Origin of the sequence: Corallococcus sp. AB030 (assembly GCF_003668965.1) — a bacterium.
GTDB lineage: Bacteria > Myxococcota > Myxococcia > Myxococcales > Myxococcaceae > Corallococcus > Corallococcus exiguus.
Genome location: NZ_RAWQ01000117.1, coordinates 1 through 21,365 on the forward strand (window position 1 = coordinate 1; position 21,365 = coordinate 21,365).

Sequence of the window (21,365 nt, forward strand, 5' to 3'; positions counted from 1 at the left end):
CTCCCCAAGGGCGTGCGCGAAGCGCTGGGGGACAGCCCGGAGGTGCGCGGCATGCGCGTGACGGGCAGGGCGGGGGCGGGCATGTCGGACGCCCCGAAGCACCATGTGCTCCCGCAAGAGCACCGCGAGTGGTTCGAGCAACGCGGCTTCAAGGGCGACATGGACATCGACCAGTTCTGCGTCCGGTTGGAGCAGGCCCACCACGAGGCCATTCACGGTGGGGGGAACTGGAAGCTGGGGCGCACATGGCCCGGTGAGTGGAACCGGATGATCATGCGCACGTTGCGCGCGGCCGAAGCCAAGGCAGGTCGGATGTTGAACCGGAACGAGATCCTGGCCATCGTTGCCGAGAACATGACGGAGTACAGAGTTCCAATGAACTTCGTCACCGGGAGAAGGCGATGAGCGACGGAGCCGCTTGGCGGGGAAACATCAAGGCTCGCCTGTACGAACGGGCGCGCGACCTTGGGTACGAGTCAATCACCGCCTTCGCCAACGACCGCCCTACTGCCTCGCTAGTGGCGCTAGCCGAAGAGCTGGGCCGGGAGGACATTGCAGGGGTGCAAGTTCTGAGTGTTCTGCTCTATGAGGCGGAGCAGCGCAGGCAGGTCACGCGCTTTGTTCGTGACATCCTTGTGCGCATGTTGTCCCAGAGTCTTCCCGATGGTTGGCCGGCCGTCTTGGACGATGCGAACAGATTCAAGGTCGCCAAGGCTCTAGGCCGTTGGAGTGGATACACCCCAGAAACTCACCAGGAACAAGTTGATCGGGCAGGTGATGCGCTCCTCGCCAATCCGCCTCCCGCAGGCTGGCTTCCGCGCGGTCCTGACGACGAGCTTCTCCGGACGCTCTTGCCGGACGACGAAGCCTGACCGGAAGCGGCGCCCCTTCAAGCCTGTCATGGGCCGCCCTGTCGGATCGCCCGCGGGCCACCGACTCGGATCGCGATTTCGATCAGGACAAGGAGCCCGCGTGCTCGGGAGGGCCCTGACGCCTGGCTGCCCGCCCTCCAGGCCCGGGCGGGCGATTCCGGAGCGGGTTGCCGGACACAGGGGGCGATGACGAACCTCCTCCGACGGAGGGAATCCTTCATGGCCAGCAACGACAAGCGTCCCGCACCCCCGCAGCCCGCCGAGGATTTCTACGGGCGTCCGACAACTCCGCGGCAAGACGGCGAGCCCCCGCGCGAAGGCCAGGGCTCCGCGCCCCATGAGGATCCGAAACCCCAGCGCTCCGACGAAGCAGACGACGAGCGCGAGCCCCGCAGCGAGCTGACCGAGGCCGACGAGAAGGGCATCCACCTCCGCGCCGGGGACGACGCCGACGACCGCGACCTGCGCCTCCACGACGCCAGCGGCCTGCGTCCGTATGACCCTCGCGAGCGCGCCCCGGGGGCATCGCTCGACGACATGCCGGACGGCGACGGACCTCGCAGCGACGCGGGCACCAACCCGGTGTCCGACGTGTACCGCTACGGCCACCCGGACCGCATCCCGGACCGCGAGCGCTGAAACCCGCATCATGAAACACCGAGGGCCAGGAACCGGGCTTTTCCGCCCCGTCCTGGCCCTTTGTCACGTCCGGATGCCCGCGGCTTTCAGCCCACGCGGCGCGGGGCGTGATCCAACCGGTGCGCGTCCACCCACGCGTCGGCCTGCGCCATCGTGTCCACGAAGACCGTGTCGAAGCTGGCCGCATGGCCCGTGAGCAGCATGGCCACGGACATGGCCTTGCCCACCACGCGCTGTGACAGGTCGGACCCCACGTACACCACCGAGCGCATCCACTCCGCGCGCACGTTGTTGGCCAGGTACTTGCGCGACTCGGCGGGCAGCTCCGAGCCCGGCACCTCCGCCACCAGGTAGAACGGCCCCTGCGCCGCCATCTCCTCGTAGACGCGCAGCGCCCACTTCGCGTCCTGCAACCCCACGACGCCCGTGTACTTCGTGTGCAACACGTCTGGCGCCGTCATGCGAATCCGGTGCGCGCCACACGTCCACTCGCGAATCTGTTGCTCCATGCGGTCCTCCCCCCAGCGACTGGAAAGAACCCTACGCCCGACCCCTCCTGTCCAGGGAAGCGCCCCTGCCCTTCCGTACAAGGTCTGGCTGTCCATTGGATGTCAGACCCCCTCTGTACTGTGTACCCATTCCGACAGCATTCCTGAGGGGGAAACACCATGACGGAAACCCGTGAACTGCCGCGCGTCTCGGTGAACAAGTTGGGCGAGTACCTGGTCGCCACGCCCGCCCGCCGCAAGCGCATCATCCACGACCAGAAGCACCCGCCGGATGCCCAGTACCTGCGCTATCCGGAGGCGTCCCATGCCATCACGGACTTCCTCTGCCGGGGCCTGGACATGAACGTGCTGCGGGAGTCCCAGCGCCGGTTCGCCTGCGCGGTGCCGCAGACGGAGTTCGAGGCGCAGCGCATGCAACTGTGTTCGGAGGCGCTGGAGCGCTTCGCGGACCTGGTGCCGTGGTTGGATTTGGACGACGCCATCATCAGCGCGGTGGGCGCGGAGCCGCCCGTGCTGGAGATGGCCGGCGTCACCATCAGCGTGCGCCCGGAGGTGGTGGTGCAGCGGTTGGACAAGCACGGCAACCCGCGCGTGGGGTTGATGAAGCTCTACTTCTCCAAGACGCAGCCGCTGGACGAGCGGAGCGGCCAGTACATCGGCACGCTGCTGCAGCGCTTCTCTGAGCAGCACCTGTGCCGGCTGGGCCCGGCGGACCACCGTCTGATGACCGTGGTGGACGTGTTCGCGGGCTCGCTGTTCGTCGCGCCGCGCGCGCACATCCGCCGGCTGGGCGACGTGGTGCTCGCGTGCGAGGAGATCGCCGAGCGCTGGGCCGTCCACTGACGGGCCCCCTACGCCGTCAGCGAGGCGCCGCTTCCTGACGGCGCCGGTGGGCTTCCAGAAACGCGCGGGCCTGGGCCTCCGAGTCCACGAACTCCGCCTCCAGCTTCGCGCCACCGATGAAGTTGAGCGCCACCACGAGCGCGCGCAGCACCTCGCGGTGCGTGCGCTTGGCGCCGAAGAAGACGACCGCGCGGAACCACGCGGGACGCACGTGTTCGGCCAGGTACTTGCGCGGCGCGACCGACAGCCCCTCGGAGCTGCTCAAGTCCACGACGAGGTACAGGGGCTTGTCCGGGCCCGCCCCCAGCTCGTGGAACACGTCCACCAGCTCCCGCACATCCGTCTCTGAAAACGATCCCCGGACCTTCGTCCAGAGGATGTCGGAGTCCTCCAGCGAGACACGCTGTGTCCCGAAGACCCACTCCCGCATCACCGCCATGCCCTCTCCCACGCAGAGGGCCTCAGGGTACCCAAAACCCGGGGCCCGTCACCAGTCCGTGACCCCTTCTTTCCGAGGGAATCCGCCCGTCCAACCCTCAGGGTCACGCGCACGCGCACGCCACGTGTCCTCCCGGGCCGGGTCAATCCCCGCACAGCGTGTCAAGGCGTCCCGGGCGCGGCACGGCACGGGCTGTGTCACGAACGGGTCAGCGCGGTGAAGGGGCGCGACGGGGCGTGGGCGGAAAGCCGCTATGCTCGTGGAGCGGGCGGCCTGACGGACGGTCGCCCCTGGGCGCATCCCCGGCCGGTTGTCGGGACGCGCTTCCTTGCTCACCGTGAAGGGTCGCGCCGCTGGCGCGGAGGATGGGGGCGTGGTGCTGGAGTCCTTGTGGAGCAGACGCGCCGTGCTCGTGTCGGGCAAGGGCGGCGTGGGCAAGACGACGCTCTCCGCGACGCTGGCGGTGGCGGCGGCGCGCGCGGGCCGGCCGGTGCTGCTGGCGGAGCTGTCCCCGGACGAGGGCGGCCCGTCCACGCTCTCGGGGCTGGTGGGCGCGAAGGAGGCCGGGCCCCGCGTGGTGCCGGTGGGGCCGAACCTGTCCTTCGTGCGCCTGTCCGCGCAGGAGGGCCACCGGCTCTTCCTGGAGGAGACGCTGCCCTTGAAGTGGCTGGCGGAGGCCGCGCTGCGCTCGCGGGCGCTGCGGCGCTTCCTGGAGGCGGGCCCCGCGCTCAAGGAGATGGGGCTGATGTTCCAGCTGCTGGCGCTCCTGCGCCTCACGCACCCGGACGGCCGCAGGGTGCACCCGCTCACGGTGGTGGACCTGCCCGCCACGGGCCACGCGCTGGCGCTGGCCACGCTGCCCCGGAGCATCCTGTCGCTGATGCCGGGCGGGCCCGTGGGGCGCGCGGTGCGTGAAGGGCTGGACCTGCTCCAGGACCCCGCGCGCACGGGCGTGGTGCTCACCACGCTGCCGGAGCCCCTGCCGGTGAGCGAGACGCTGGCGCTGGTGGGTGAGCTCAAGGAAGTGGGCCTGCCCCTGTCCGCCGCGGTGCTCAACCGCATGCCGGAGGACCCCTTCACGCCGGAGTCCCGCGCGGCGCTGGAGCGGCTCCTGGAGACGCACGGGCCGCACCGGGGGCAGCGGGCGCTGGAGCGGCTGGAGCGCGCGCGGCTGGCCCGGCAGCGGCTGGCGGCGGGCGTGAGCGTGCCCCACTGGGGCCTGCCGGAGCTGGCGCTGACGGGCGTGGCGCTGGTGGAGCGGCTGGCGGAGCTCCTGGAGTCCACACTCGAAGGAGCCGCGTCCCACGGCGGCCGGGAGGCCACGCCATGAAGCTGGACGGCATGCTGCGCGACAAGCGGATCCTCGTGCTGTGCGGCGCGGGTGGCGTGGGCAAGACGACGACGGCGGCGGCGCTGGGCGTGGCCGCGGCGCGCTCGGGGCGCAAGGTGCTGGTGCTCACCATCGACCCGGCGCGGCGGCTGGCGGAGGCCATGGGGCTGAAGGAGAACGGCGCGGAGCCCACCACCGTGCCGCCAGAGCGCCTGTACGCGGACGGCCCGCGAGGCGAGGGGCGGCTGGACGTGTGGATGCTGGAGCCGCGCATCGTCTTCGAGCGCATGGTGCGCCGGATGTCCGCCACGGAGAGCGCCGCGCGCACCATCCTGGAGCACCGCCTGTACCGCTTCCTGTCGGAGCTGGTCGCGGGCGTGCAGGAGTACGCCGCCGCGGAGGCGCTGGACGGCTTCATCGCGGAGGGCCACTACGACCTCATCGTCTTGGACACCCCGCCCAGCCGCCACGCGCTGGACTTCCTGGACGCCCCGGGCCGGCTGTCGCGCTTCCTGGACGAACGGATCATCTCCCTCTTCGGTCCCGACTCGGGCCGCACGGGCAGGCTGTGGCAGGGCGCGCAGGCGCTGGTGGGCAAGGTGCTGGACGGCATCTTCGGCGGCGGCTTCGCGCAGGAGATGCGCACCTTCGTGGCCGCCTTCGGAGGCCTGTTCGCCGGCATCCGCCTGCATGCGGACCGGCTGCGGGAGCACCTGTCGTCGAAGGAAGCGGCGTTCCTGCTCGTCACGTCGCCGGAGGCCGCGGCGCTGCGCGAGGCCACCTTCTTCCAGGAGGCGCTCCAGGCCAAGGGGCTGCCCTTCGCGGGTTACGTCCTCAACCGCAGCTGGGCTCGGGATGACGGCCTGGCTCCGGCCGCCGCGCTGAAACCGCACGCGAACAACGCCGTGGACACGGACGCGGTCAGCGCGCTGGAGCACTTGGCGGGCATGGAGGACGCGCGCGCGACGGCGCACCGCTCGCTGCTGGCGAGGCTGGCTGAAGGGCTGCCCCGGGGCGCGCTGGCCATCGCAGCGCCGGACGCGGGCGCGGACCTGGAGGACTTCCGGGGGCTGGTGCACCTGGGAGACGCTCTCACCGTCGTCTGACGTCCCGCTCGGGATGCCTCCCGTGCCAGGGCAGACGGGCGGGCGGCGCCGCACCTGGCCGGCTGGAGCTTTGCGCGTCCGGGCGCGCTTCCCATGTTCGCAAGTCGAGGAGGCTTGCGACGCATATGGGGACCAAGGACTACAGCAACGGAAACGGCAGGCATGACCTGGGGCGCGCGGACATCTCCACGCCTCCCACCGACGCCATGGCCACGCACCGCTCACCGGACGTGGCGCCGCCGGGCTCGCGCGAGCGCGCGGAGTCCGACGTGAGCGGTTGGAGCCCCGCGCGCGACGAGCCGCCCGCCGACCGCCAGGGGCGCTTCCACCGCGCCGCCGCGTGGCGCCTGGGCCGCGTGCGCACGGACGTGGACGACACCGGCACCTGGCGCGCGGACCGCGAGGGCGAGCGCGACGGCGGCACCACCGGCCCCTACGGCCGCGACGACCGGGACGTGCGCTACGCCAACGGCGCGGGCCCACGGCGCACCCAGGGCGACGACACCGTCCAGGAGATGCAGCCCCAGCGCGCCGACTACCGCGAGTGGGACCGCAGCGGATACGGCGGCGAGGAGCCCCTGTTGCGCGACCGCCCGCGCCGCGAGGCATCGGCGTGGCGCGAGGACCCGAACCTGCGCGAACGGCAGGCCCCTCGTCGGGAGGAGACCTTCCCCCTGGACCCGAGGCTCCGCGCCTCCCGCGACCCGTCCACCGCGTCCGGGGCTTCGCTCCGCCGATGGAAGCGCGAGCCGCTCTCCGCGCGCGACATCATGACCCGCCAGGTGCGCACGGCCCGCCGCGACAGCTCCCTGCGAGAGGTGGCGCAGTTGATGCGGGACGAGGACTGCGGCGTGGTGCCCATCGTGGACGCGGAGGGACGGCTGCTGGGACTGGTCACGGACCGCGACCTGGCGCTGCGCGCCTTCGCGGGCCAGCGCGCCGTGGATGGCCTGCGCGCGGCGGACGTGATGACGGAGGACCTGGAGGCGGTGCTGCCGGAGGAGGACCTGCACGGCGTCATCGAGCTGATGGGCCGCCGCCAGGTGCGCCGCATCCCCGTGGTGGAGCCCGACGATCGGCTCGTGGGCATCATCGCGCTGGGGGACATCGCCAGCCGCGCGGATCAGGACGAGGAGCTGCAGGAGGCACTGGAGCGCATCTCGTCCCGGCGCTCGTTCTGGAGCCGGCTGCGCTGAGGACAGGCCCGAGGAGACGGGAGGCTCGAGGGCCTCCCGTCCTGGCCTCGGTGATTCAGGCGATGGAGACGACCACGCCGGACGCGTCCGCCGTCGCGGTGAACGTCTTCAGGTTCACCGTCGCCGCGCCCCCGGGGTCGACCACGCCTGTCTTGCTGAACGTGGACGCGTGGCACGGGCAGAGCAGCTCGTCGAGGCCCGCATCGAAGCCCACTTCACAGCCCTGGTGCGTGCAGACGGAGTCCACCGCGGAGTAGGAGCCGTCCGCCAGCTTGAAGACGAAGATGGTCTTGCCGTAGCCGGTGGGGTTGCCGCTCACCATGCCGCCCGTGTTCTGGAGGTCGGGGAACTCAGCGAAGGTGAGCGTCACCTTCCCGTCGACCACCGACGGGAAGTTGTCGCTGCCGGCCTTGAGGTTGATGCTCAGCACCTGCGTGCCCGCGTTGTACGTGGCCACGTACGTCTTGAGCGGCACCGTGGCGGGCTCCTGCGTCACCTGGCCATCCGTCACGTTGAACTTCGACAGGTGGCAGGGGCACACGGCCTCCGTCCCGTCGAAGCCCATGGGGCAGCCCACGTGGGTGCACGTGGCGGACAGCACCGCGTAGGTGTCCGCGGACGGGTGCACCACCAGCAGGTTCTCCTGCCCGGATTCCTTCGGGAAGCGCAGCGTCACCGAGCCGCCCGCGCGGGACAGGTCCGGATAGCGCTGCACCACCAGCGACACGATGCCGTCCTCGCCGGGCGTGGTCACGTCCAGCACGGGCGAGGGGTCGATGTTCGGCGCGCACGCGGGCGGCAGGCCCGCCACGACCGCGCCCGTTCCCAGCAGCTTCTTGAAGAAGTCTCGACGCGACGAGCTCACGTGCCCTCCGTGAAGACGAGGTGCGGCTCCAGCACCAGCTCGTCTTCCACCTTCACCAGCAGCAGCGTGGGGCGTTCGATGTTGTAGCCCTCCAGGCTGATCTTGAAGGACCCGTCCGCCGTCACCTGCGTGGCGGAGTCGAACTTCACCGTCATGGGGATTTCGACGTCCTTCGTCACGCCGTGGAAGGTCAGCTTGCCCTTGAGGGTGACCGGCACGGAGCCCGGGAAGGTGGCGGGCGGCTTCACGCCGGTGCCCACGGCCTTCACCTCCACCAGCGGGTACTTGGCGGCTTCCGTCACCTCCAGCATGTGCGTGTCGCGGTTGGAGTTCTCCGAGTCGAAGTCCTTCACCTGCGCGCGCACGGCCACCTGGATGGTGCCGTCCGGCTTCAGCACGGCCTTGCCCTCGCTGGGGGCGGCCTTGCCGGACACGGTGTGCATCTTGTGGATGAGCTTGTAGGTGAGGGAGCTGGCGTCCTTCTTCACCGAGTACATCTTCGCGTTCTGCGCGGCGGCGGGGAGCGCGAGCAGCAGGGCAGCGGAAAGAACGAGTCGTCGAGCAATCACGGCGTCCTCCAGGGGGGGCTACGTCTTGTCTCCGCACAACGGCCGGCGCGAGGAGACATTCACGACAGGGGGGTTCGGGTCAGAAAGTGAGCGTGACGATGCCCGCGGCGACGCAGCCCAACGTGGCATAGCCCACCACCTGGTGCGCGGTGGCGTACTTCGGCTCCGTGATCTCGCCGTAGCTGTGGGTGGCCAGGATGCCCAGCACCGCCTGGGCAATCATCCCGGCGGTGGCCAGGCTCATGAAGATCTTGTGGAACGTCACCGTGTCCCACTGGAACGGACGCTCCACCGGATCCGGAGCCAGGATGCCCAGCGTGCCCACGGTGGCGAACAGCAGCGACGTGCCAATGACGACGCCCCGGTGCCAGGCGAGCAGCGACCGGTTATCCCCGCCGCCGTCGGTGAATGAACGGCTGAACTGGATCTGCCCCAGCACGGTGGCCGCGGTGAGGCCGCCCGCCATGGCCAGGCCCAGGCCCTGGTGCAGCTTGAGCATGGTGCGGCGCGTCTCCAGGTCCTTTTGCAGGTTCGGGTCCAGCAGGCCCGCGGACGCCTCCGCTTCCGGCGTGAGCAGGTCGAAGTCCAGGCTGGGCTCGGACGACGGCGTGGCGCTGGAGTCCTGCGGCGCGGCGGAGCCCGTCGAACCGGACTCCGGCGTGGCGGACACGGGCGGCGTGACGTCCGGCGTCACCGGCGCCGCGGGCGCGGCTTCCTGCGGGGGAGGCGGTACCGGCGTGGGCTGGCGCTTCGCGGGTTTGCGCTTCGCCGCGGCGACCATCACGGGGGCGTCCGGCGCGAGGGCCGCACCGGCGGGGGAGGCCGCCAGGAGCATGACGGCCAGGAGGGGGGAAATGACGCGGGTCATCATGGGGTTCCCGGGGGACGACGCGGCCCGTCGAAAAAAGGGGGGCCATGTCTTTCCAGGCTACCCCGGCTCGCGGTTCGGGTGCACGGAAGTGCACACAGGGTCCGGGTGAACCTTGCGATGCCGGCATGTCCCTGATGGCCGAAGCCATAAGAAACCCCAGGGACCGCCGGAAGTTGCGTCTGTGTCAGGCCGGTGTCGTCGAGGGCACCTCCGAGCGTGGCGCGGTGCCGTGCGCGAGCTCCTGGCCCAGGGCGTGCGGGTCGAAGTACGCGAAGAAGCGGCGGACCCGGTCGCCGTCCCACTCGAGGATGGAGACGCCCTCGTAGGCGACGGCGGCCCCTTTGCGCGCCGTGCCCTGCGTCTCCCATTCGAGGGCCACGCGGTCGCCGGATTCGATCATGTTGCGGAAGGTGGACTTCACCTGTCCGAGGGTGGCCTTGTACTCGGTCCAGAAGCGGCGGGCGCCGTCGATGCCGGAGAAGACGTGAGGTGAAGCGACGTTGCTCACCTGCGCATCGTCGGCGAAGAGGGCGACCATCGGCTCGATGTCGCCGTGCTCCTCCAGTTTCAACAGTGCGTCCACGAACCGCTGCGCTCGTTCCATCGGCATCGGGTGTCCTCGCTCGTCGCGAAAGAGAAATCAGGGGTGTGCCCGGGAAGGGTGCGCACGCGAGGGAGAGGTGACCTGCCGTCGGCGGCCGCTCCCTCGTCCTCCAGACGGAGGCCCCACCCCCTTGCTCCCGGGTGGCCCGGTGATGGAAGACGGACGCTGTCATGTCCCAGGAAGCCCACCGCCCCAAGCCGTCGGCCGCCGCCCCCAGGAAGCAGTCCTGGCAGGAGGCCGAGGCGGCCCTGCTGGGCCTGGTTCCTCCCGTGACAGCGACGGCTGAGGGCGAGGCAGCGTCCGACGCCCCGGCTCCCGCGGCCGTGGAGCCTTCACCGCCCAGCTGGCGCAGCGCCGCCTTCGTGGCGCTGTGCGCGCTGTACCAGCTGCGCCGGGCGATGCCGCTCGCGAACGTGACGCCGTGGGACTTCGGGGCGCTGTTCTCCAAGGGCTACGGCACCGTGGCCTTCCTGGTGTTGTTCCCCTCGCTGGTGTCGCTGTGGGGCCTCACGAGGGGCAACCTGAAGCGGCAGGCCGACGCGTCGGCGTGGTTCCTGCTCCAGGCGGTGGTCTGGGCGTTGCTGGCCGTGGTGGCCCTGTTCCAGGGGGAGTTCGTCACGGCGCTCCTGATGCCGTGGCACCTGGCGCTGGGGTGCGCCATCCTGATGGTCATGCTGGCGCCGCCGCCGCTGGAGGCCCCGGTGCCACCGCGCGGGAGCCCGCCCCCGCCCACCGTGCGGCCCGCCACGCCCGAGGACCGGGACGCCATCGCGGACCTCCAGGATGCGGCGCTCTCGCGGCGTCCCACGACCTTCGAGGCGCCGTCCGAAGGCGAGGAGGACGGACGGCACCCGGTGCTGGTGGCGGAGGAGGACGGGCGCGTCGTCGGGTGTGCCGCCACGCGCGCCCACAGCTCGCGCGAGTGCTACGCGGACATCGCGGACTTCAGCCTCTTCGTGGCGAAGGACGTCCGGGGCATGGGCGTGGACGAGCTGCTGCTGAAGGCGCTGCTGAAGGCCGCGGAAGGAGCGGGCTTCCACAAGCTCACCACCTGCGTCCTCGCGAACCAGTCGCACACCCTGAAGCTGTTCGAACGCCTGAGGTTCACCACGGTGGGCACGCACGAGAAGCACGCACGGGTGGACGGCGCGTGGCACGACGTGGTGGTGGTGGAGAAGTTCCTGCGCTGAAGGGGCCGGAGGCGGCTCCACGGACACTGTCTCCTCGTGGTACCCGAGGGTGGGGGCGCCCCTCTTGCTCGCGGGCTTGCGCCGGAGGATGACTGTCCTCCAGGAGCACCCATGTCCCAGGAAGCCCTCCGTTCCGAGCCGTTGCCCTCCTCCGTCGACGAGGCGCCCGCCGACGTTCCCGAGTCCATCGCGGCGGAGTCGTTCCCGCCGCTGACGTTCCTGCTGGAGGAGGTGCGCTCGCCGGGGATGGTGCGCGCGGACATCGACGCGCTCATCGTGGGCCTGGGCCGTCCGCCCGCGCCGGACGAACCGCCGAGGGAGCGGGCGGATCTGCTGCTGGGGCTTCTGGACCGGAGCAACCCGGTGGGGGACTACGCGGGTTCGGGTGGGATGAAGGTGCGGCACGCGGCGAAGGAGGCCCTGATCGCCATGGGCTATCCGTACGCGATGGAGCTGCCGCCCGAGATGGTGGAGGCGAAGAGCGCTGACGGCAGGGCAGCGGGGCTGACCGCGGGCAACGTCACCCTGGCGGTGGCGAGTGCGCTGTACCAGTCAGCGGCCATGGTGACGGTGTGGTTCCTCCTCCAGTACTTCCGGATGCCGGCGGCGGCCGAGGTGTCGTTCGGCATCGGCTCGGTCCTCTGGATCTTCACCGTGCTCTCCCTGATGGGCCACCACTCCCGGTCGAGGGACATGCAGTCCATCGCCTCGGTGGTGCTGTGGGCGGCAGCGGTGTTGTGGATCCTGGTCGCCCTCCCGTTGGCCGTGTTCACGTATGGCGTGGCCCTGATCTTCGTCCCGTGGCACCTCGCGCTGTGGACCGCCATCTCCCTGCGCCCGGAAGCCGAGGAGGAGGCGCCGACGAAGCGCGCGCCTTCTCCGTGAGCGCACCGCCCGAGGTGGATCAGCGCCGCGAGTCCTGGCCCCACTCCTCGCGCGTCCAGCCCTGCCGTTCATAGAGGGCCCGGCGCTCCGAGGGCAGGGCCTCCCAGGAGACGCCGGGGTCCAGGTCCTGGGGGCGACTGAAGAGGCCGGGGACATCATTGCGGACAGCCTGGGAGGCACGCTCGGGGGTGAGGCCGCGCAGGCCGTAGCCCAGCTTGAGGCCAGCGCGGCTCTGGCCGGACTTGTCGGAGACTTCGAAGGAGACGCCGCCGCCGAACTCCGCGGTGCGAGGGTTGAGAGCCGCGTGGGCGCGAGCATGAGGGCCCGCGCCCAGGGACAGCTCCACCTTGCCCTCCGAGTCGCGGCTCACGCTGGCGATGCCCAGATCCACCTGGAGCTGGGCCTCCGTCTTGCCGTGAGCGTCCATCATCACCTCCAGGCCCAGGGGACCGGCCTTCGAGGCGATGCCCGCCTGCGTCTGGACGTCGGTGGTGCCGCGCGCGGAGGCATGGGCTGTGCGTTTGAATTGGATCATCTCGTGGGACGCGCTCGCCTCGGCGGAGACGAAGGCACCGGCGGGACGTTCTCCGGAGAGGACCTGTGCGCGGGCGGTGACGGTCTCGTAGGCCTGGACGAGCGAGTGTCGGGGGCGTCCCAGGCCGGCCTTCCATTCGGACTCGTAGCGTTCGCGCTGGGGGTCGGACCAGGAGAGGCCGAGCGACGTCTCACGCAGGTCCAGCGACTGAGGAGGTCCGAGCACGCGAAGGGCCTGGAGGCTGCCGGCCTGGGCCACGGCGTCGCCGTAGCGTTGCAGGTAGGCGTCGTAGGCGACGACAGCGGCGCGGCCGGAGTCGGTGGCGTGAGCGTTCACGGCGTCGCGAAGGGCAGCAGGGAGCTTCGGATCATTGACGAAGGTCTCCGGTCGTCCAGGCATGCCGAGCGGTCCTTCCACCCCGCCCGGGCGCCGCGAGAGGACGCCGTTGGATGCAGCCTGTTCGAGGAAGGCCTGGCGCGACGGAGCATCCATCCGGGACACGTAGGTGGAGAGCAGCCCGTCACGGTCCATGCGGTCCAACGTGGCGCGGTACGCATCGCGAGGCACGGAGCCGAGCGCATCATGCGTGGCCTTCACATCGCTGTCGGTGAGGAAGGGGTTCGACAGGCTGCGCGTCAGGTGCGAGCGGAGCGAGGCATAGACGTCCTCGGGGACGGGAACGGAGGGGGAACGCAGCCGGCCGCCCATCGCCGCGAGCTCGCGCGCGGACACAGCGGGGCCGTCCGCAAGCGTGGAGGGACGAGGCGAGGAAGGAGCAACGGAGGGGCCGTCATAGGGCCGCAGCTCGTTGCGCGAGGGCGAGGACGCACTGCTTTCACTGACAGAGGTCCTGCGGGACGCGGTCGTGCCCACGCGGAGTTCCGGCGCGGGTGCATCAGGTTCAGGAAGCGTGGGTTCGGGGGACAGGGGACTGCTACCGGGCGCATCGATTCGGGACATCAGGCTCGCTCCGAGGAAGGAGGAGCCCGTGCCTTGTGCAGCCGGTGCGCCACGGACAGGTGCCCGGAATCACAGGCACCCTTTCGCATCCGAGCGCCCGGGCGTGAGACCCGGGTCCCACTCCCCAGACGGGCTCAGCCCAGCACGTCCTGCGCGCGGCGGTAGTACATCTCGCGGCTCGCGAGGCCGTTGTAGCCGCCGTTGATGCGGCGGGTGACCTCGCGGAAGTTGCCCGCGTCCGCGTAGCTGTTCAGGTTGCGCGACTGCCAGTACCAACCCGCGATGCGGAACGCGACATCCGGATCCTTCGCGCGCTCCGGGTGCCCTTCCAGGTCGATGCCCAACGCCTTGCCCGCCGCACGGTAGTTCGCGCGGCCCGTCAGCTGGATGGGTCCCCGGCCCTTGTAGCGCTTGCCATCCCCAGGCTGCGTGTTGCCCAGGTCCTTACGGCCCTCGTACGCGGCGCCGGAGGCGATCTCCTCCATGTAGCGCAGCTCGCCGCTCTCATGCGCCAGCTGCGCCAGGAACATCTCCTTGCGCCGAGGCGTGTTGATGTTCGCCTCCGCCATCGCCTTGTTCAGGTGCGGCAGGTACTGCTCCGCCTTCGCCTGCGACAGGTTCGGCATGATCCGCCGCAGCTGCGCCACCGTCACCCCGCCCTTCCCACTCGACGTGCCCGGCGTCCCACCCACGCCCCCCGTCGACGGAGGCGGCTTCGACGTCCCGCCCGAGCCACCCGTGCGGCCCGGAATCGTCAGCTTCTGGCCCACCTGGATCTTGTTCGGATCCGCGATGTGGTTCGCCTGCTGCAACGCCCCCACCGTCGTGCCGTACCGGCCCGCGATGCCGCTCAGCGTGTCCCCGCTGCGCACCGTGTACGAAGCGCCTCCGGACGACGGCGGCGGCTTCGACGTCACCGGCGCCGCGCCCCCACCCGCACCCGGAATCGTCAGCCGCTGACCCACGTAAATCTTGTTCGGGTTCGCGATGTGGTTCGCCTTCGCCAGCGCCCCCACCGTCGTGCCGTGCCGCCCCGCGATGCCGCTCAGCGTGTCCCCGCTGCGCACCGTGTAGCTGCCCGCCTTCGACGGCGCCGCCTGGAACCCATCCGGGACCGTCAACCTCTGGCCCACGCGGATGAGGTTCGCGTTCGCGATGTGGTTCGTCTTCTGGAGCGAAGACACCGACGTGCTGAAGCGCTGCGCGAGCCCGCTCAACGTGTCGCCGCTGCGAACGGAATAGGTCGTCACGAATGGAACTCCGGGAAAAGAGGGAATCAGTGCCCGGATTTTCGCGACGCCTGGGAATTAGTTTCCCAGGAAGACCCACTTTTCAGGTTGCTGCATCTATCCGTTATTCCTGTGCCTTCGAGTCACGCAACCGTTGCTGAAGGTCGCGGGCGGCGCCGGTGTCGTGCATCACGATGAGGCTCTGCACGTAGTACGCGAGCGCCCAGAGGTTCTCCTCCGGGATGGCGCCCTTCCACGACGGCATCGCCGCACCGCCGACGCCCGCGGCCATCACGCGGTAGAGGTCCTCGCGCTGGGCCTGCGCGGTGTACGGCTGGCCCTCCACGCGGGTGTCCTGCGGCCACACGGTGCGCAGGCGATGGAAGAGGAAGTCCGGCGGCAGCACCTTGGCGAACTGCGTGGCCTCGCCCTTCGCGTCCACGGTGAGCGAGTAGTCCGAATCCCGCTGCAGCGCCGTGTACGGATCCGCGTTCGCCAGGTTCACCTTGCGGCCGGTGACGCTCTCCGTGAGCGCGGCGAGCTCCGCTCGGGGCAGGTACGCGACGTGGCAGCTGGCGCAGCCCGCGTTGCCCTTGCCGGCCACGTGGTAGACGGTGCGGCCGCGCGCCACGGCCTCGGCTGCGCGGCCCTTCCACGGGTCGTCGGACAGGGCGAGGGCCGCGCCTGGGGACTCCTGCTTCCAGCGCGGACTGAAGGTCTTGAGGTACTGCACCACGGCGTCCACGTCCGCCGGGGGCACGTCCCACGCGAACATCGGCGTGCCGTGCAGGCCCCGTCTCAGCGTGCGCTTCAGCGCGTCGTCGGTGGGCAGTTCGCCCGCCGCCACGCCTCCGAACTTGTATAGGCCCTGGTGGAAGTTGCGCGGCGGAGGCCGCATCCCGGAGCCCGCGGGGCCCTGACCGTCGCCCTTCTCGCCGTGACAGGACGCGCAGTAGTGCGTGTAGACGTCATATCCGCGAGCCAGCGTCGCGGCGGGGATGACGGTGCCGTCCGCGAGCTTCAGGGGCTCGAAGGTGGGCGTCTCCTTGCGGCACGCGGGAGCGAGCGCCCCCAACGCGAGCACGGCGAGCACACGAAACGACCGACGAGTGGAGCAGGAAGTGGGCTTCATGGGAGGTACACCACCGCGAAGAGGACGCCGTACATCACCGTCGAACACCACCAGCCGGGCAGGGCGCGCCGCAACGGAGCGCTGGCGTCCTGTCCGCGCAGCACGCGAAGTCCCGCACGCAGCAATCCCACGAGCACGACCGCCAGGTGCGCGGCCTGCACCGCGGACAGGCCATACAGCGCCGAGGCGAAGACGCCGCTGTCGGGGACGCGCAAGTCCCGGTACCAGAACAGCACGTGCAGCCAGGCCGCCTGCGTCGCGAGGAACCCCGCCCCGGCGCCGAGCACGCCCGCCAACGTGAGCCGGCCTGGTCGTCGGAGCGCGACGTACAGCAGCACGACCCCGATGACGAGGAGCCCACCGACCAGCGCGGGAACGAGCGCTCCAGGGCGCGCGGACACGGGAGGCCAGAAGCCGCGCAGCCGGTAGAAGCCCGCGGAGAAGGCCATCGCGCAGAAGAGCATCGCCGCCGCGCCGTGCGCGATGACGATCCCGAACCAGAGGTTCGCTTCGTCGCGCTGGAGGGACGTGGAGGCCAGCGTCCCGGCGGGGTCGTTCGTGCTCACGGGACTGGACTCTCGCATGCCTGGGCCCGGCGGAAAGCACCAGGAAGCCGGGCGGCCCCCCGTCCCTCGGAGCGGCGCCCATCGGCTGAATCACCTCCACGCATCACACCCGTGAACCGGAACGGGCAATCGCGTGAGACGCGGCGCAACGCACGCGGCCAGTCCGGGCAGTGCCCACGGGCGTCCAGGCTGCGTGGCATGGAAACCCGGCGCCAACGGCCCCGCGCCTCCGGGATTGCCAACGCACCAGGCCAGTCCGGGCAGTACTCACGGGCGTCCAGGCTGCGTGGCATGGAAACCCGGCGCCAACGGCCCCGCGCCTCCGGGATTGCAAACGTACCAAGCCAGCTCAAGCGGGGCCCACGCGCCTCAAGGCAGCGTGGAATGGAAACCCGGCGCTGACGGTCCGCATCTCCGGGATGCGATACGTCCCGGGCTCGCTCGTGCGCCCCCGCCGGTGCAAGAACCCCGCGTGCGTCCAGGCCCGCCGGTAGTAGCCTGCCGCGCTGCCCCGATGGAACCCGCGCCCACTCCGCTCGCAGCGCCGTCCCCGTCCGTCCCTCCTCGCGCCTCGAGGGGCCTGGACCTCTGGCCGTTGATCATCGTGGCGCTGGGCGCCTGGGTGCTGCGCGCGCTGGCGTTCTTCCATCGCTCCGGCGCCATGGGCTACCCCATGGACTACGACGAGGGCGTGTACTTCTCCGCCGCGTCGCTCCTGCTGCGCGGGGACCTGCCCTACCGCGACTTCATCTTCGTGCACCCGCCCGGAAGCCTCCTGCTCTGGGCTCCTGGCGCCGCGCTCACGCTGGGACTCGACGCGGCCACCGCCTACGGCATCACCCGCTACCTCGCCGCCGCCGTGGGCGCGCTGTGCGTGTTCCTCGCCGGCCGGGTCGCCTGGCGCGCCTGGGGTCCGCTCGCGGGCTGCGTGGCCGCGCTCGCCTATGCCGCGTATCCGGAGGCCGCCATCGTCGAGCGCGGCACCTTCCTCGAGCCCCTGCTCAACGTCCTGTGCCTGGGCTTCGCGAACCTCTGGCTCACCTCCGGCACCCACTCCCGAGCACGCCGCATCGGCGCGGGCGTGCTCCTGGGACTCGCCATCTCCGTGAAGCTTCCGGGAGGACTGTGGCTCATCGCCGCGCTGCTCTCACGCCCGGGGAAGGAGTCCTGGCGTCACGCACTCCTGCCCGTGATCGTCGCGTTCGCCACCTTCGCCGTCGTCGTGGGCCCCCTGGCCGCGCTCGCCCCTTCCGAGTTCATCCGCGACGTCATCACCTTCCAGGCCGCGCGCCCGCCGGACGGTGAACTGGACCGCTGGCTCCGCCTGCGAGAGATCTTCCATGAGCGCCGTTGGGGCGGAGTCCTCCTCGCCCTCGTGGGCCTGGGCACCGCGTGCGTGCGCGCCTTCCGGGCCGCTCCGGAGCACCGCCCCGCCGCGCGCTTCTTCGCCTGCACGTTCGTCCTCAGCGTGGTCCTGTTCCTCGCGTCACGGACCTACTGGAACCAGTACAACGCGCACCTCGCCGCTTCGGAGGCCGTGCTCGCGGGCCTGGGCGCTTCCGTGCTCCACGCCTTCAGCATGCGCTGGGGCCGCACGGCCTCACGCGCAGTGGCCGCGCTGCTGCTCGCCGCCGCGTTCGTCCCCGGCGCGCGGCACGTCTACCAGAGCGCCCAACTGCAGGCCCCGGACGTGGTGGCGCTCGCGAAGCACATCCGCGCGGACGTGCCTCCCGACGCGTGCCTCTTCTCCTTCGAGCCAGGCTGGGCGCTCGCGGCGGGCCGGCTCCCCTCGGGCGCCACGCCCATCGTGGACGGCTACGCCACCATGCACCAGGACGCCATGAGCTCCGGCGACCGCTTCGAGACCACCGACGAGGCCCTCTCCGCCGATGAGGCCCAGCAGGCCCTGCGCATCATGCTGGGCTCCTGTCGCTTCGTCGTCCTCGGCTGGCGGGGAGAGTGGCAGCTCACGCCGCAGAGCCGCCCCTGGTTCAAGCAGCGCTTCGTCCGCCGCTTCCCCGCGGGTGACGGCGGCGGCGTGGACCTCTGGGAGCACCGCTAGACGGCGCCCTCCACCCCGGGCACCGGCGTCGCCACCGGCTCCGCCACGGGTACACCCGAGGGCAGCGGCTCCGCCTGACCAATCCAATCGCGACCCAGTTGCTCCTGCACTTCCGGTTGCGACAGCGCATGCGGCCCGCGCAGCACCACGGCGCCAGGACCCGCGTCCATCCACTCCAGCGTGCCCACCCGCCACGGGTTCGGCTCCGCGGCCCGGCCCCACTTGAGCGTCCGCACCAGGTTCACCACGAACACCAACTGCACCGCGCCCAGCGCGAACGCGGCCCAACTGGTCCACCGGTTCAACGTGAGCAGGTGCGCGAGGAACGTGTACTGGTACGGGTCGTAGAGCCTCCGCAGCTGCCCCGCGTAGCCCGCCACCAGCTGGCCACCGAAGACGGCTATGAACAGCACCGCGCTCAGGAGCACGTGCACCTTGGCCATGCGCTCGTCCAACGTGCGCCCGTACATGCGGGGGAACCAGAAGTAGAGCCCCGCGAACACCGCGAGGAAGCTGGCCGCGCCCATCGTCAGGTGGAAGTGCCCCACCACCCACATCGTCCCGTGCAGCGGCACGTCCGTCGCCACCGCGCCCAGCGCCAGCCCCGTGATGCCGCCCAGGCCGAAGACGATCATCGTCGCCAGCGCCGCGAGCATCGGCGACGTGAGCCGCACGCTGCCCCGCCACAGCGTCATCAGCCAGTTGAGGAACATCACCTGCGCCGGCAGAGAGATGAGCAGCGTCAACACCATGAACGTGCGCCCCAGCACCGGCGCCATCCCGCTGGTGAACAGGTGGTGCGCGTACACCGCGCCGCTCAGCGCCGTCACCACGCCCATGGCCCCCGCCGTCATCCGGTAGCCGTGCGCGGGCTTGCGGCTGAAGAACGCCACGAAGTCCCCCACCATGCCCCACGCGGGCAGGATGAGGATGTAGACCTCCGGGTGGCCGAACAGCCAGAACAGGTGCTGGTACACCAGCGGGTCGCCGCCCCCGCCCACCGCCGCCGCGCCCGCGATGAAGAACTGCGTGCCCGCCACCCGGTCCAACAACAGCAGCACCGTGGCCGCCGCCAGCACCGGCACGAACAGCACGTTGAGCACCGCGCCGTAGAACAGCCCCCACACCACCAGCGGCATCCGGCCCCACGTCATCCCCGGCGCCCGGCAGCGCACCACCGTGACGACGAAGTTGAGCCCGTACAGGAACGCGGACACGCCCACGCACAGCACCGCCACCGTCACCAGCGTCTGCCCCAGCCCCGGCGTGAACGCGGGCGTCGCCAGCGGCGGATACGACGTCCACCCCGCGCTCGCCGGCCCCAGCCGCACCACGAACGACACCAGCATCAGCGCGCCGCCCACCGCGTAGGCCCAGAAGCCGAGCGGCGACAGCCGGGGGAACGCCATCTGCTTGGAGCCAATGGCCAGCGGCAGCACGAAGTGCCCCAGCGCGCCGAAGAGCAGCGGCGTCACCGCGAAGAAGATCATCAACAGGCCGTGCATCGTGAACACGGCCGTGTACGTGGGTGGAGTGAGCGCGCCCTTCGACTCGGGCAGCACCCACGCGAGCCCCGGCACCGGCTGCCCGGGCCACGCCCACTGGAAGCGGATGAGCATGGCCAGCAGGCCGCCCACCAGCAGGAACAGGAACCCGCCCCACAGGTACTGCCGCGCCACGCGCTGGGGGTCCGTCGTCCAGAGCGACTTCAGCAGCGCCCCCGCCTTCATGGCGTCCTCCACACCCAGCCCCAGTGGGCCGCGGTGTCATCCGGGTCGTAGCCCTGCACCGCCTTGAGGCTCGCCTCGCGCAGCCACGCCGCGTACGCCTCCGGGGACAGCGCCGTCAGCATGCCGCGCATCCGGTAGTGGCTGGTGCCGCAGTGCTGGTAGCAGGCCACCTCCCACGAGCCCTCGCGAGCGGCCTGGAACCACGTCTGGTTCACGCGGCCCGGAATGGCGTCCAGCTTCACTCGGAAAGCGGGCAGCGAGAACCCGTGCACCACGTCCGTGGAGACCAGCTGCACCCAGACGGGCACGTCCGCCGGCACGCGCAGGTCGTTCCACGTCACCACGTCGTCCTTCGTGCCGAACGCCCCGTCCGCGCCCGCGTACCGCGCCTCCCACGACCACTGGTGCGCGTTGATCTGGACGCGCACCGTGCGCGGATCCTCCGTGGGGACGCGGAAGTTCCAGAGCACGTCGTTCAGGTAGCCCTGGGAGCCCAGGAACAGCGTCCCGTCCACCACGCCGAACACGCCCAGGGCCAGCCCCAGCACCCACGCCCGCGAGCGACGCGTGCCTCCGTCCGGCGCCACCTTCCGGGCACCCCGAAAACGCACCACCGCCAGCAACATCCACCCGAGCATCACCGCCGCCAGCGCCAAGTCGAAGCCATGGCTCGTGGCCAGCAGCGCGTCGATGCGGTCGCCCGTCGCGCTCGCGTTCTCCGGCGGCGCCAGGCTCCAGGCACCACGCGCGGGCGGCACCGCCAGGGGCGCCTGCGCATCCGGCGGCGCGACGTCGCTCGGGGACGACGGGGATAACGCCGGGGACTCCGCCATCACGGATGCTCCTGTTCCACGGGGGCCGAAGCCCGCTCTGCTCCTGGCGCATCTCGCCCCGCCCGCCAGGCCGCCCAGAGCCCCACGCCCACCAGCGCGAAGGGCACCAGCATCAGCGCCAGCAGCAGCTCGCCCGCCCCACCCGGGGACTCCGGCGCACGGGCCGTGCACGAGGGGCACGCCAACACCGCCGCCGGCACCAGCCCTCCGACGAGTCCGAGCCACGGCCCGGACCCCGCCAGCGACCGGAAGCCTCCCCACCTGCCCGGCGAAGTGCGTCCACCCGGGGGCTGGAAGAGGGCATGGGCCACGACCTCCGGGCTAGCACGCACCCAACGTCCCCTCAAGGCGCACCCTGCCCGCCGCGAAGCGGCCACTCTCCCTCATGCCTCGCATGCGG

General features: G+C 71.1%; 23 protein-coding genes. 10 read left to right on the plus strand and 13 right to left on the minus strand.

The window, feature by feature from the left end; translation table 11 throughout:
* The 3 genes from D7Y15_RS25445 to D7Y15_RS25455 form a co-directional block, all read left to right on the plus strand.
* A partial coding sequence (locus D7Y15_RS25445; RefSeq protein ID WP_121754199.1) for a DUF2380 domain-containing protein occupies positions 1-405 on the plus strand: 405 nt, incomplete at its 5' end.
* Positions 402-872, plus strand: coding sequence for an NUDIX hydrolase (locus tag D7Y15_RS25450; protein WP_121754200.1), 471 nt, complete (start codon positions 402-404; stop codon positions 870-872). The genes D7Y15_RS25445 and D7Y15_RS25450, both read left to right, overlap by 4 nt.
* A gap of 219 nt (positions 873-1,091) precedes the next feature.
* Positions 1,092-1,511: a hypothetical protein gene (locus D7Y15_RS25455; protein WP_120577734.1), complete on the plus strand. Its 420-nt coding sequence runs from the start codon at positions 1,092-1,094 to the stop codon at positions 1,509-1,511.
* An 86-nt stretch (positions 1,512-1,597) separates the two neighbouring features.
* Here the strand turns inward: D7Y15_RS25455 and D7Y15_RS25460 are convergent, their stop codons facing one another.
* Positions 1,598-2,020, minus strand: a complete 423-nt coding sequence (locus D7Y15_RS25460; RefSeq protein ID WP_120564542.1) for an STAS/SEC14 domain-containing protein — start codon at positions 2,018-2,020, stop codon at positions 1,598-1,600.
* Positions 2,021-2,179: 159 nt separating this feature from the next.
* Between D7Y15_RS25460 and D7Y15_RS25465 the strand changes: the two genes are divergently transcribed.
* Positions 2,180-2,863 (plus strand): hypothetical protein, encoded by a 684-nt coding sequence (locus D7Y15_RS25465; RefSeq protein ID WP_120577708.1) that lies wholly within the window; start codon positions 2,180-2,182, stop codon positions 2,861-2,863.
* 16 nt (positions 2,864-2,879) lie between these two features.
* On the opposite strand, the gene D7Y15_RS25470 is transcribed toward D7Y15_RS25465, so the two are convergent.
* On the minus strand, positions 2,880-3,302 hold the full coding sequence (locus D7Y15_RS25470) for an STAS/SEC14 domain-containing protein (protein ID WP_126935837.1): 423 nt from the start codon (positions 3,300-3,302) through the stop codon (positions 2,880-2,882).
* Positions 3,303-3,678: 376 nt separating this feature from the next.
* Between D7Y15_RS25470 and D7Y15_RS25475 the strand changes: the two genes are divergently transcribed.
* From D7Y15_RS25475 to D7Y15_RS25485, 3 genes are all read left to right on the plus strand, one after another.
* Positions 3,679-4,632 (plus strand): ArsA family ATPase, encoded by a 954-nt coding sequence (locus D7Y15_RS25475; protein ID WP_367303473.1) that lies wholly within the window; start codon positions 3,679-3,681, stop codon positions 4,630-4,632.
* Positions 4,629-5,738, plus strand: a complete 1,110-nt coding sequence (locus D7Y15_RS25480; protein WP_121754201.1) for an ArsA-related P-loop ATPase — start codon at positions 4,629-4,631, stop codon at positions 5,736-5,738. Before D7Y15_RS25475 ends, D7Y15_RS25480 begins: the two co-directional genes overlap by 4 nt.
* Before the next feature lie 125 nt (positions 5,739-5,863).
* Positions 5,864-6,934 (plus strand): CBS domain-containing protein, encoded by a 1,071-nt coding sequence (locus D7Y15_RS25485; RefSeq protein WP_171805444.1) that lies wholly within the window; start codon positions 5,864-5,866, stop codon positions 6,932-6,934.
* A 55-nt stretch (positions 6,935-6,989) separates the two neighbouring features.
* Here the strand turns inward: D7Y15_RS25485 and D7Y15_RS25490 are convergent, their stop codons facing one another.
* From D7Y15_RS25490 to D7Y15_RS25505, 4 genes are all read right to left on the minus strand, one after another.
* The gene (locus tag D7Y15_RS25490) at positions 6,990-7,799 is read right to left on the minus strand and encodes a Rieske (2Fe-2S) protein (protein ID WP_121754202.1); all 810 of its coding nucleotides are present in this window, start codon (positions 7,797-7,799) and stop codon (positions 6,990-6,992) included.
* Positions 7,796-8,368 carry a YceI family protein gene (locus D7Y15_RS25495; protein ID WP_121754203.1) on the minus strand — a complete coding sequence of 191 codons (573 nt, stop codon included), beginning with the start codon at positions 8,366-8,368 and terminating at the stop codon, positions 7,796-7,798. Before D7Y15_RS25495 ends, D7Y15_RS25490 begins: the two co-directional genes overlap by 4 nt.
* Before the next feature lie 79 nt (positions 8,369-8,447).
* On the minus strand, positions 8,448-9,239 hold the full coding sequence (locus D7Y15_RS25500; RefSeq protein WP_120577713.1) for a hypothetical protein: 792 nt from the start codon (positions 9,237-9,239) through the stop codon (positions 8,448-8,450).
* A 184-nt stretch (positions 9,240-9,423) separates the two neighbouring features.
* A complete protein-coding gene (locus tag D7Y15_RS25505) occupies positions 9,424-9,849 on the minus strand; it encodes a nuclear transport factor 2 family protein (protein WP_120577714.1) in 426 nt (141 codons plus the stop codon).
* Positions 9,850-10,013: 164 nt separating this feature from the next.
* Here D7Y15_RS25505 and D7Y15_RS25510 point away from each other — a divergent pair, with 164 nt between their 5' ends.
* A complete protein-coding gene (locus tag D7Y15_RS25510; protein ID WP_121754204.1) occupies positions 10,014-11,033 on the plus strand; it encodes a GNAT family N-acetyltransferase in 1,020 nt (339 codons plus the stop codon).
* 111 nt (positions 11,034-11,144) lie between these two features.
* Positions 11,145-11,918, plus strand: coding sequence for a hypothetical protein (locus D7Y15_RS25515; RefSeq protein ID WP_121754205.1), 774 nt, complete (start codon positions 11,145-11,147; stop codon positions 11,916-11,918).
* Positions 11,919-11,937: 19 nt separating this feature from the next.
* Here D7Y15_RS25515 and D7Y15_RS25520 read toward each other — a convergent pair whose 3' ends face one another.
* The 4 genes from D7Y15_RS25520 to D7Y15_RS25535 form a co-directional block, all read right to left on the minus strand.
* Positions 11,938-13,413 (minus strand): hypothetical protein, encoded by a 1,476-nt coding sequence (locus D7Y15_RS25520; protein ID WP_148712863.1) that lies wholly within the window; start codon positions 13,411-13,413, stop codon positions 11,938-11,940.
* A 134-nt stretch (positions 13,414-13,547) separates the two neighbouring features.
* Positions 13,548-14,663, minus strand: coding sequence for a LysM peptidoglycan-binding domain-containing protein (locus D7Y15_RS25525; protein WP_121754207.1), 1,116 nt, complete (start codon positions 14,661-14,663; stop codon positions 13,548-13,550).
* A 103-nt stretch (positions 14,664-14,766) separates the two neighbouring features.
* Positions 14,767-15,774 carry a cytochrome c gene (locus D7Y15_RS25530; protein ID WP_120577719.1) on the minus strand — a complete coding sequence of 336 codons (1,008 nt, stop codon included), beginning with the start codon at positions 15,772-15,774 and terminating at the stop codon, positions 14,767-14,769.
* Positions 15,771-16,340, minus strand: a complete 570-nt coding sequence (locus D7Y15_RS25535; RefSeq protein WP_121754208.1) for a hypothetical protein — start codon at positions 16,338-16,340, stop codon at positions 15,771-15,773. The genes D7Y15_RS25530 and D7Y15_RS25535 overlap by 4 nt, the downstream gene beginning before the upstream one ends.
* Positions 16,341-16,944: 604 nt before the next feature.
* Here D7Y15_RS25535 and D7Y15_RS25540 point away from each other — a divergent pair.
* Positions 16,945-18,402 carry a glycosyltransferase family 87 protein gene (locus D7Y15_RS25540; protein ID WP_233605086.1) on the plus strand — a complete coding sequence of 486 codons (1,458 nt, stop codon included), beginning with the start codon at positions 16,945-16,947 and terminating at the stop codon, positions 18,400-18,402.
* On the opposite strand, the gene D7Y15_RS25545 is transcribed toward D7Y15_RS25540, so the two are convergent.
* The 3 genes from D7Y15_RS25545 to D7Y15_RS44245 are packed head-to-tail and all read right to left on the minus strand — an operon-like array spanning position 18,399 to position 21,297.
* Entirely contained in the window at positions 18,399-20,132 is a 1,734-nt protein-coding gene (locus tag D7Y15_RS25545; RefSeq protein WP_120577737.1) for a cbb3-type cytochrome c oxidase subunit I, read from the minus strand. The two genes, D7Y15_RS25540 and D7Y15_RS25545, sit on opposite strands and share 4 nt — an antisense overlap.
* The gene (locus tag D7Y15_RS25550; RefSeq protein ID WP_121754210.1) at positions 20,129-20,965 is read right to left on the minus strand and encodes a cytochrome c oxidase subunit II; all 837 of its coding nucleotides are present in this window, start codon (positions 20,963-20,965) and stop codon (positions 20,129-20,131) included. The genes D7Y15_RS25545 and D7Y15_RS25550 overlap by 4 nt, the downstream gene beginning before the upstream one ends.
* Complete coding sequence (locus D7Y15_RS44245; protein WP_139923132.1) at positions 20,965-21,297, minus strand: hypothetical protein; 333 nt, start codon at positions 21,295-21,297, stop codon at positions 20,965-20,967. Before D7Y15_RS44245 ends, D7Y15_RS25550 begins: the two co-directional genes overlap by 1 nt.
* Between the last annotated feature and the right edge of the window lie 68 nt (positions 21,298-21,365).

Coding starts and splice junctions, on each gene's coding strand:
- D7Y15_RS25450 (WP_121754200.1), top strand. CDS start 402: ATGAGCGACGGAGCCGCTTGGCGGGGAAACATCAAGGCTCGCCTGTAC.
- D7Y15_RS25455 (WP_120577734.1), top strand. CDS start 1,092: ATGGCCAGCAACGACAAGCGTCCCGCACCCCCGCAGCCCGCCGAGGAT.
- D7Y15_RS25460 (WP_120564542.1), bottom strand. CDS start 2,020: ATGGAGCAACAGATTCGCGAGTGGACGTGTGGCGCGCACCGGATTCGC.
- D7Y15_RS25465 (WP_120577708.1), top strand. CDS start 2,180: ATGACGGAAACCCGTGAACTGCCGCGCGTCTCGGTGAACAAGTTGGGC.
- D7Y15_RS25470 (WP_126935837.1), bottom strand. CDS start 3,302: ATGGCGGTGATGCGGGAGTGGGTCTTCGGGACACAGCGTGTCTCGCTG.
- D7Y15_RS25480 (WP_121754201.1), top strand. CDS start 4,629: ATGAAGCTGGACGGCATGCTGCGCGACAAGCGGATCCTCGTGCTGTGC.
- D7Y15_RS25485 (WP_171805444.1), top strand. CDS start 5,864: ATGGGGACCAAGGACTACAGCAACGGAAACGGCAGGCATGACCTGGGG.
- D7Y15_RS25500 (WP_120577713.1), bottom strand. CDS start 9,239: ATGATGACCCGCGTCATTTCCCCCCTCCTGGCCGTCATGCTCCTGGCG.
- D7Y15_RS25505 (WP_120577714.1), bottom strand. CDS start 9,849: ATGCCGATGGAACGAGCGCAGCGGTTCGTGGACGCACTGTTGAAACTG.
- D7Y15_RS25510 (WP_121754204.1), top strand. CDS start 10,014: ATGTCCCAGGAAGCCCACCGCCCCAAGCCGTCGGCCGCCGCCCCCAGG.
- D7Y15_RS25515 (WP_121754205.1), top strand. CDS start 11,145: ATGTCCCAGGAAGCCCTCCGTTCCGAGCCGTTGCCCTCCTCCGTCGAC.
- D7Y15_RS25520 (WP_148712863.1), bottom strand. CDS start 13,413: ATGTCCCGAATCGATGCGCCCGGTAGCAGTCCCCTGTCCCCCGAACCC.
- D7Y15_RS25530 (WP_120577719.1), bottom strand. CDS start 15,774: ATGAAGCCCACTTCCTGCTCCACTCGTCGGTCGTTTCGTGTGCTCGCC.
- D7Y15_RS25545 (WP_120577737.1), bottom strand. CDS start 20,132: ATGAAGGCGGGGGCGCTGCTGAAGTCGCTCTGGACGACGGACCCCCAG.
- D7Y15_RS25550 (WP_121754210.1), bottom strand. CDS start 20,965: ATGGCGGAGTCCCCGGCGTTATCCCCGTCGTCCCCGAGCGACGTCGCG.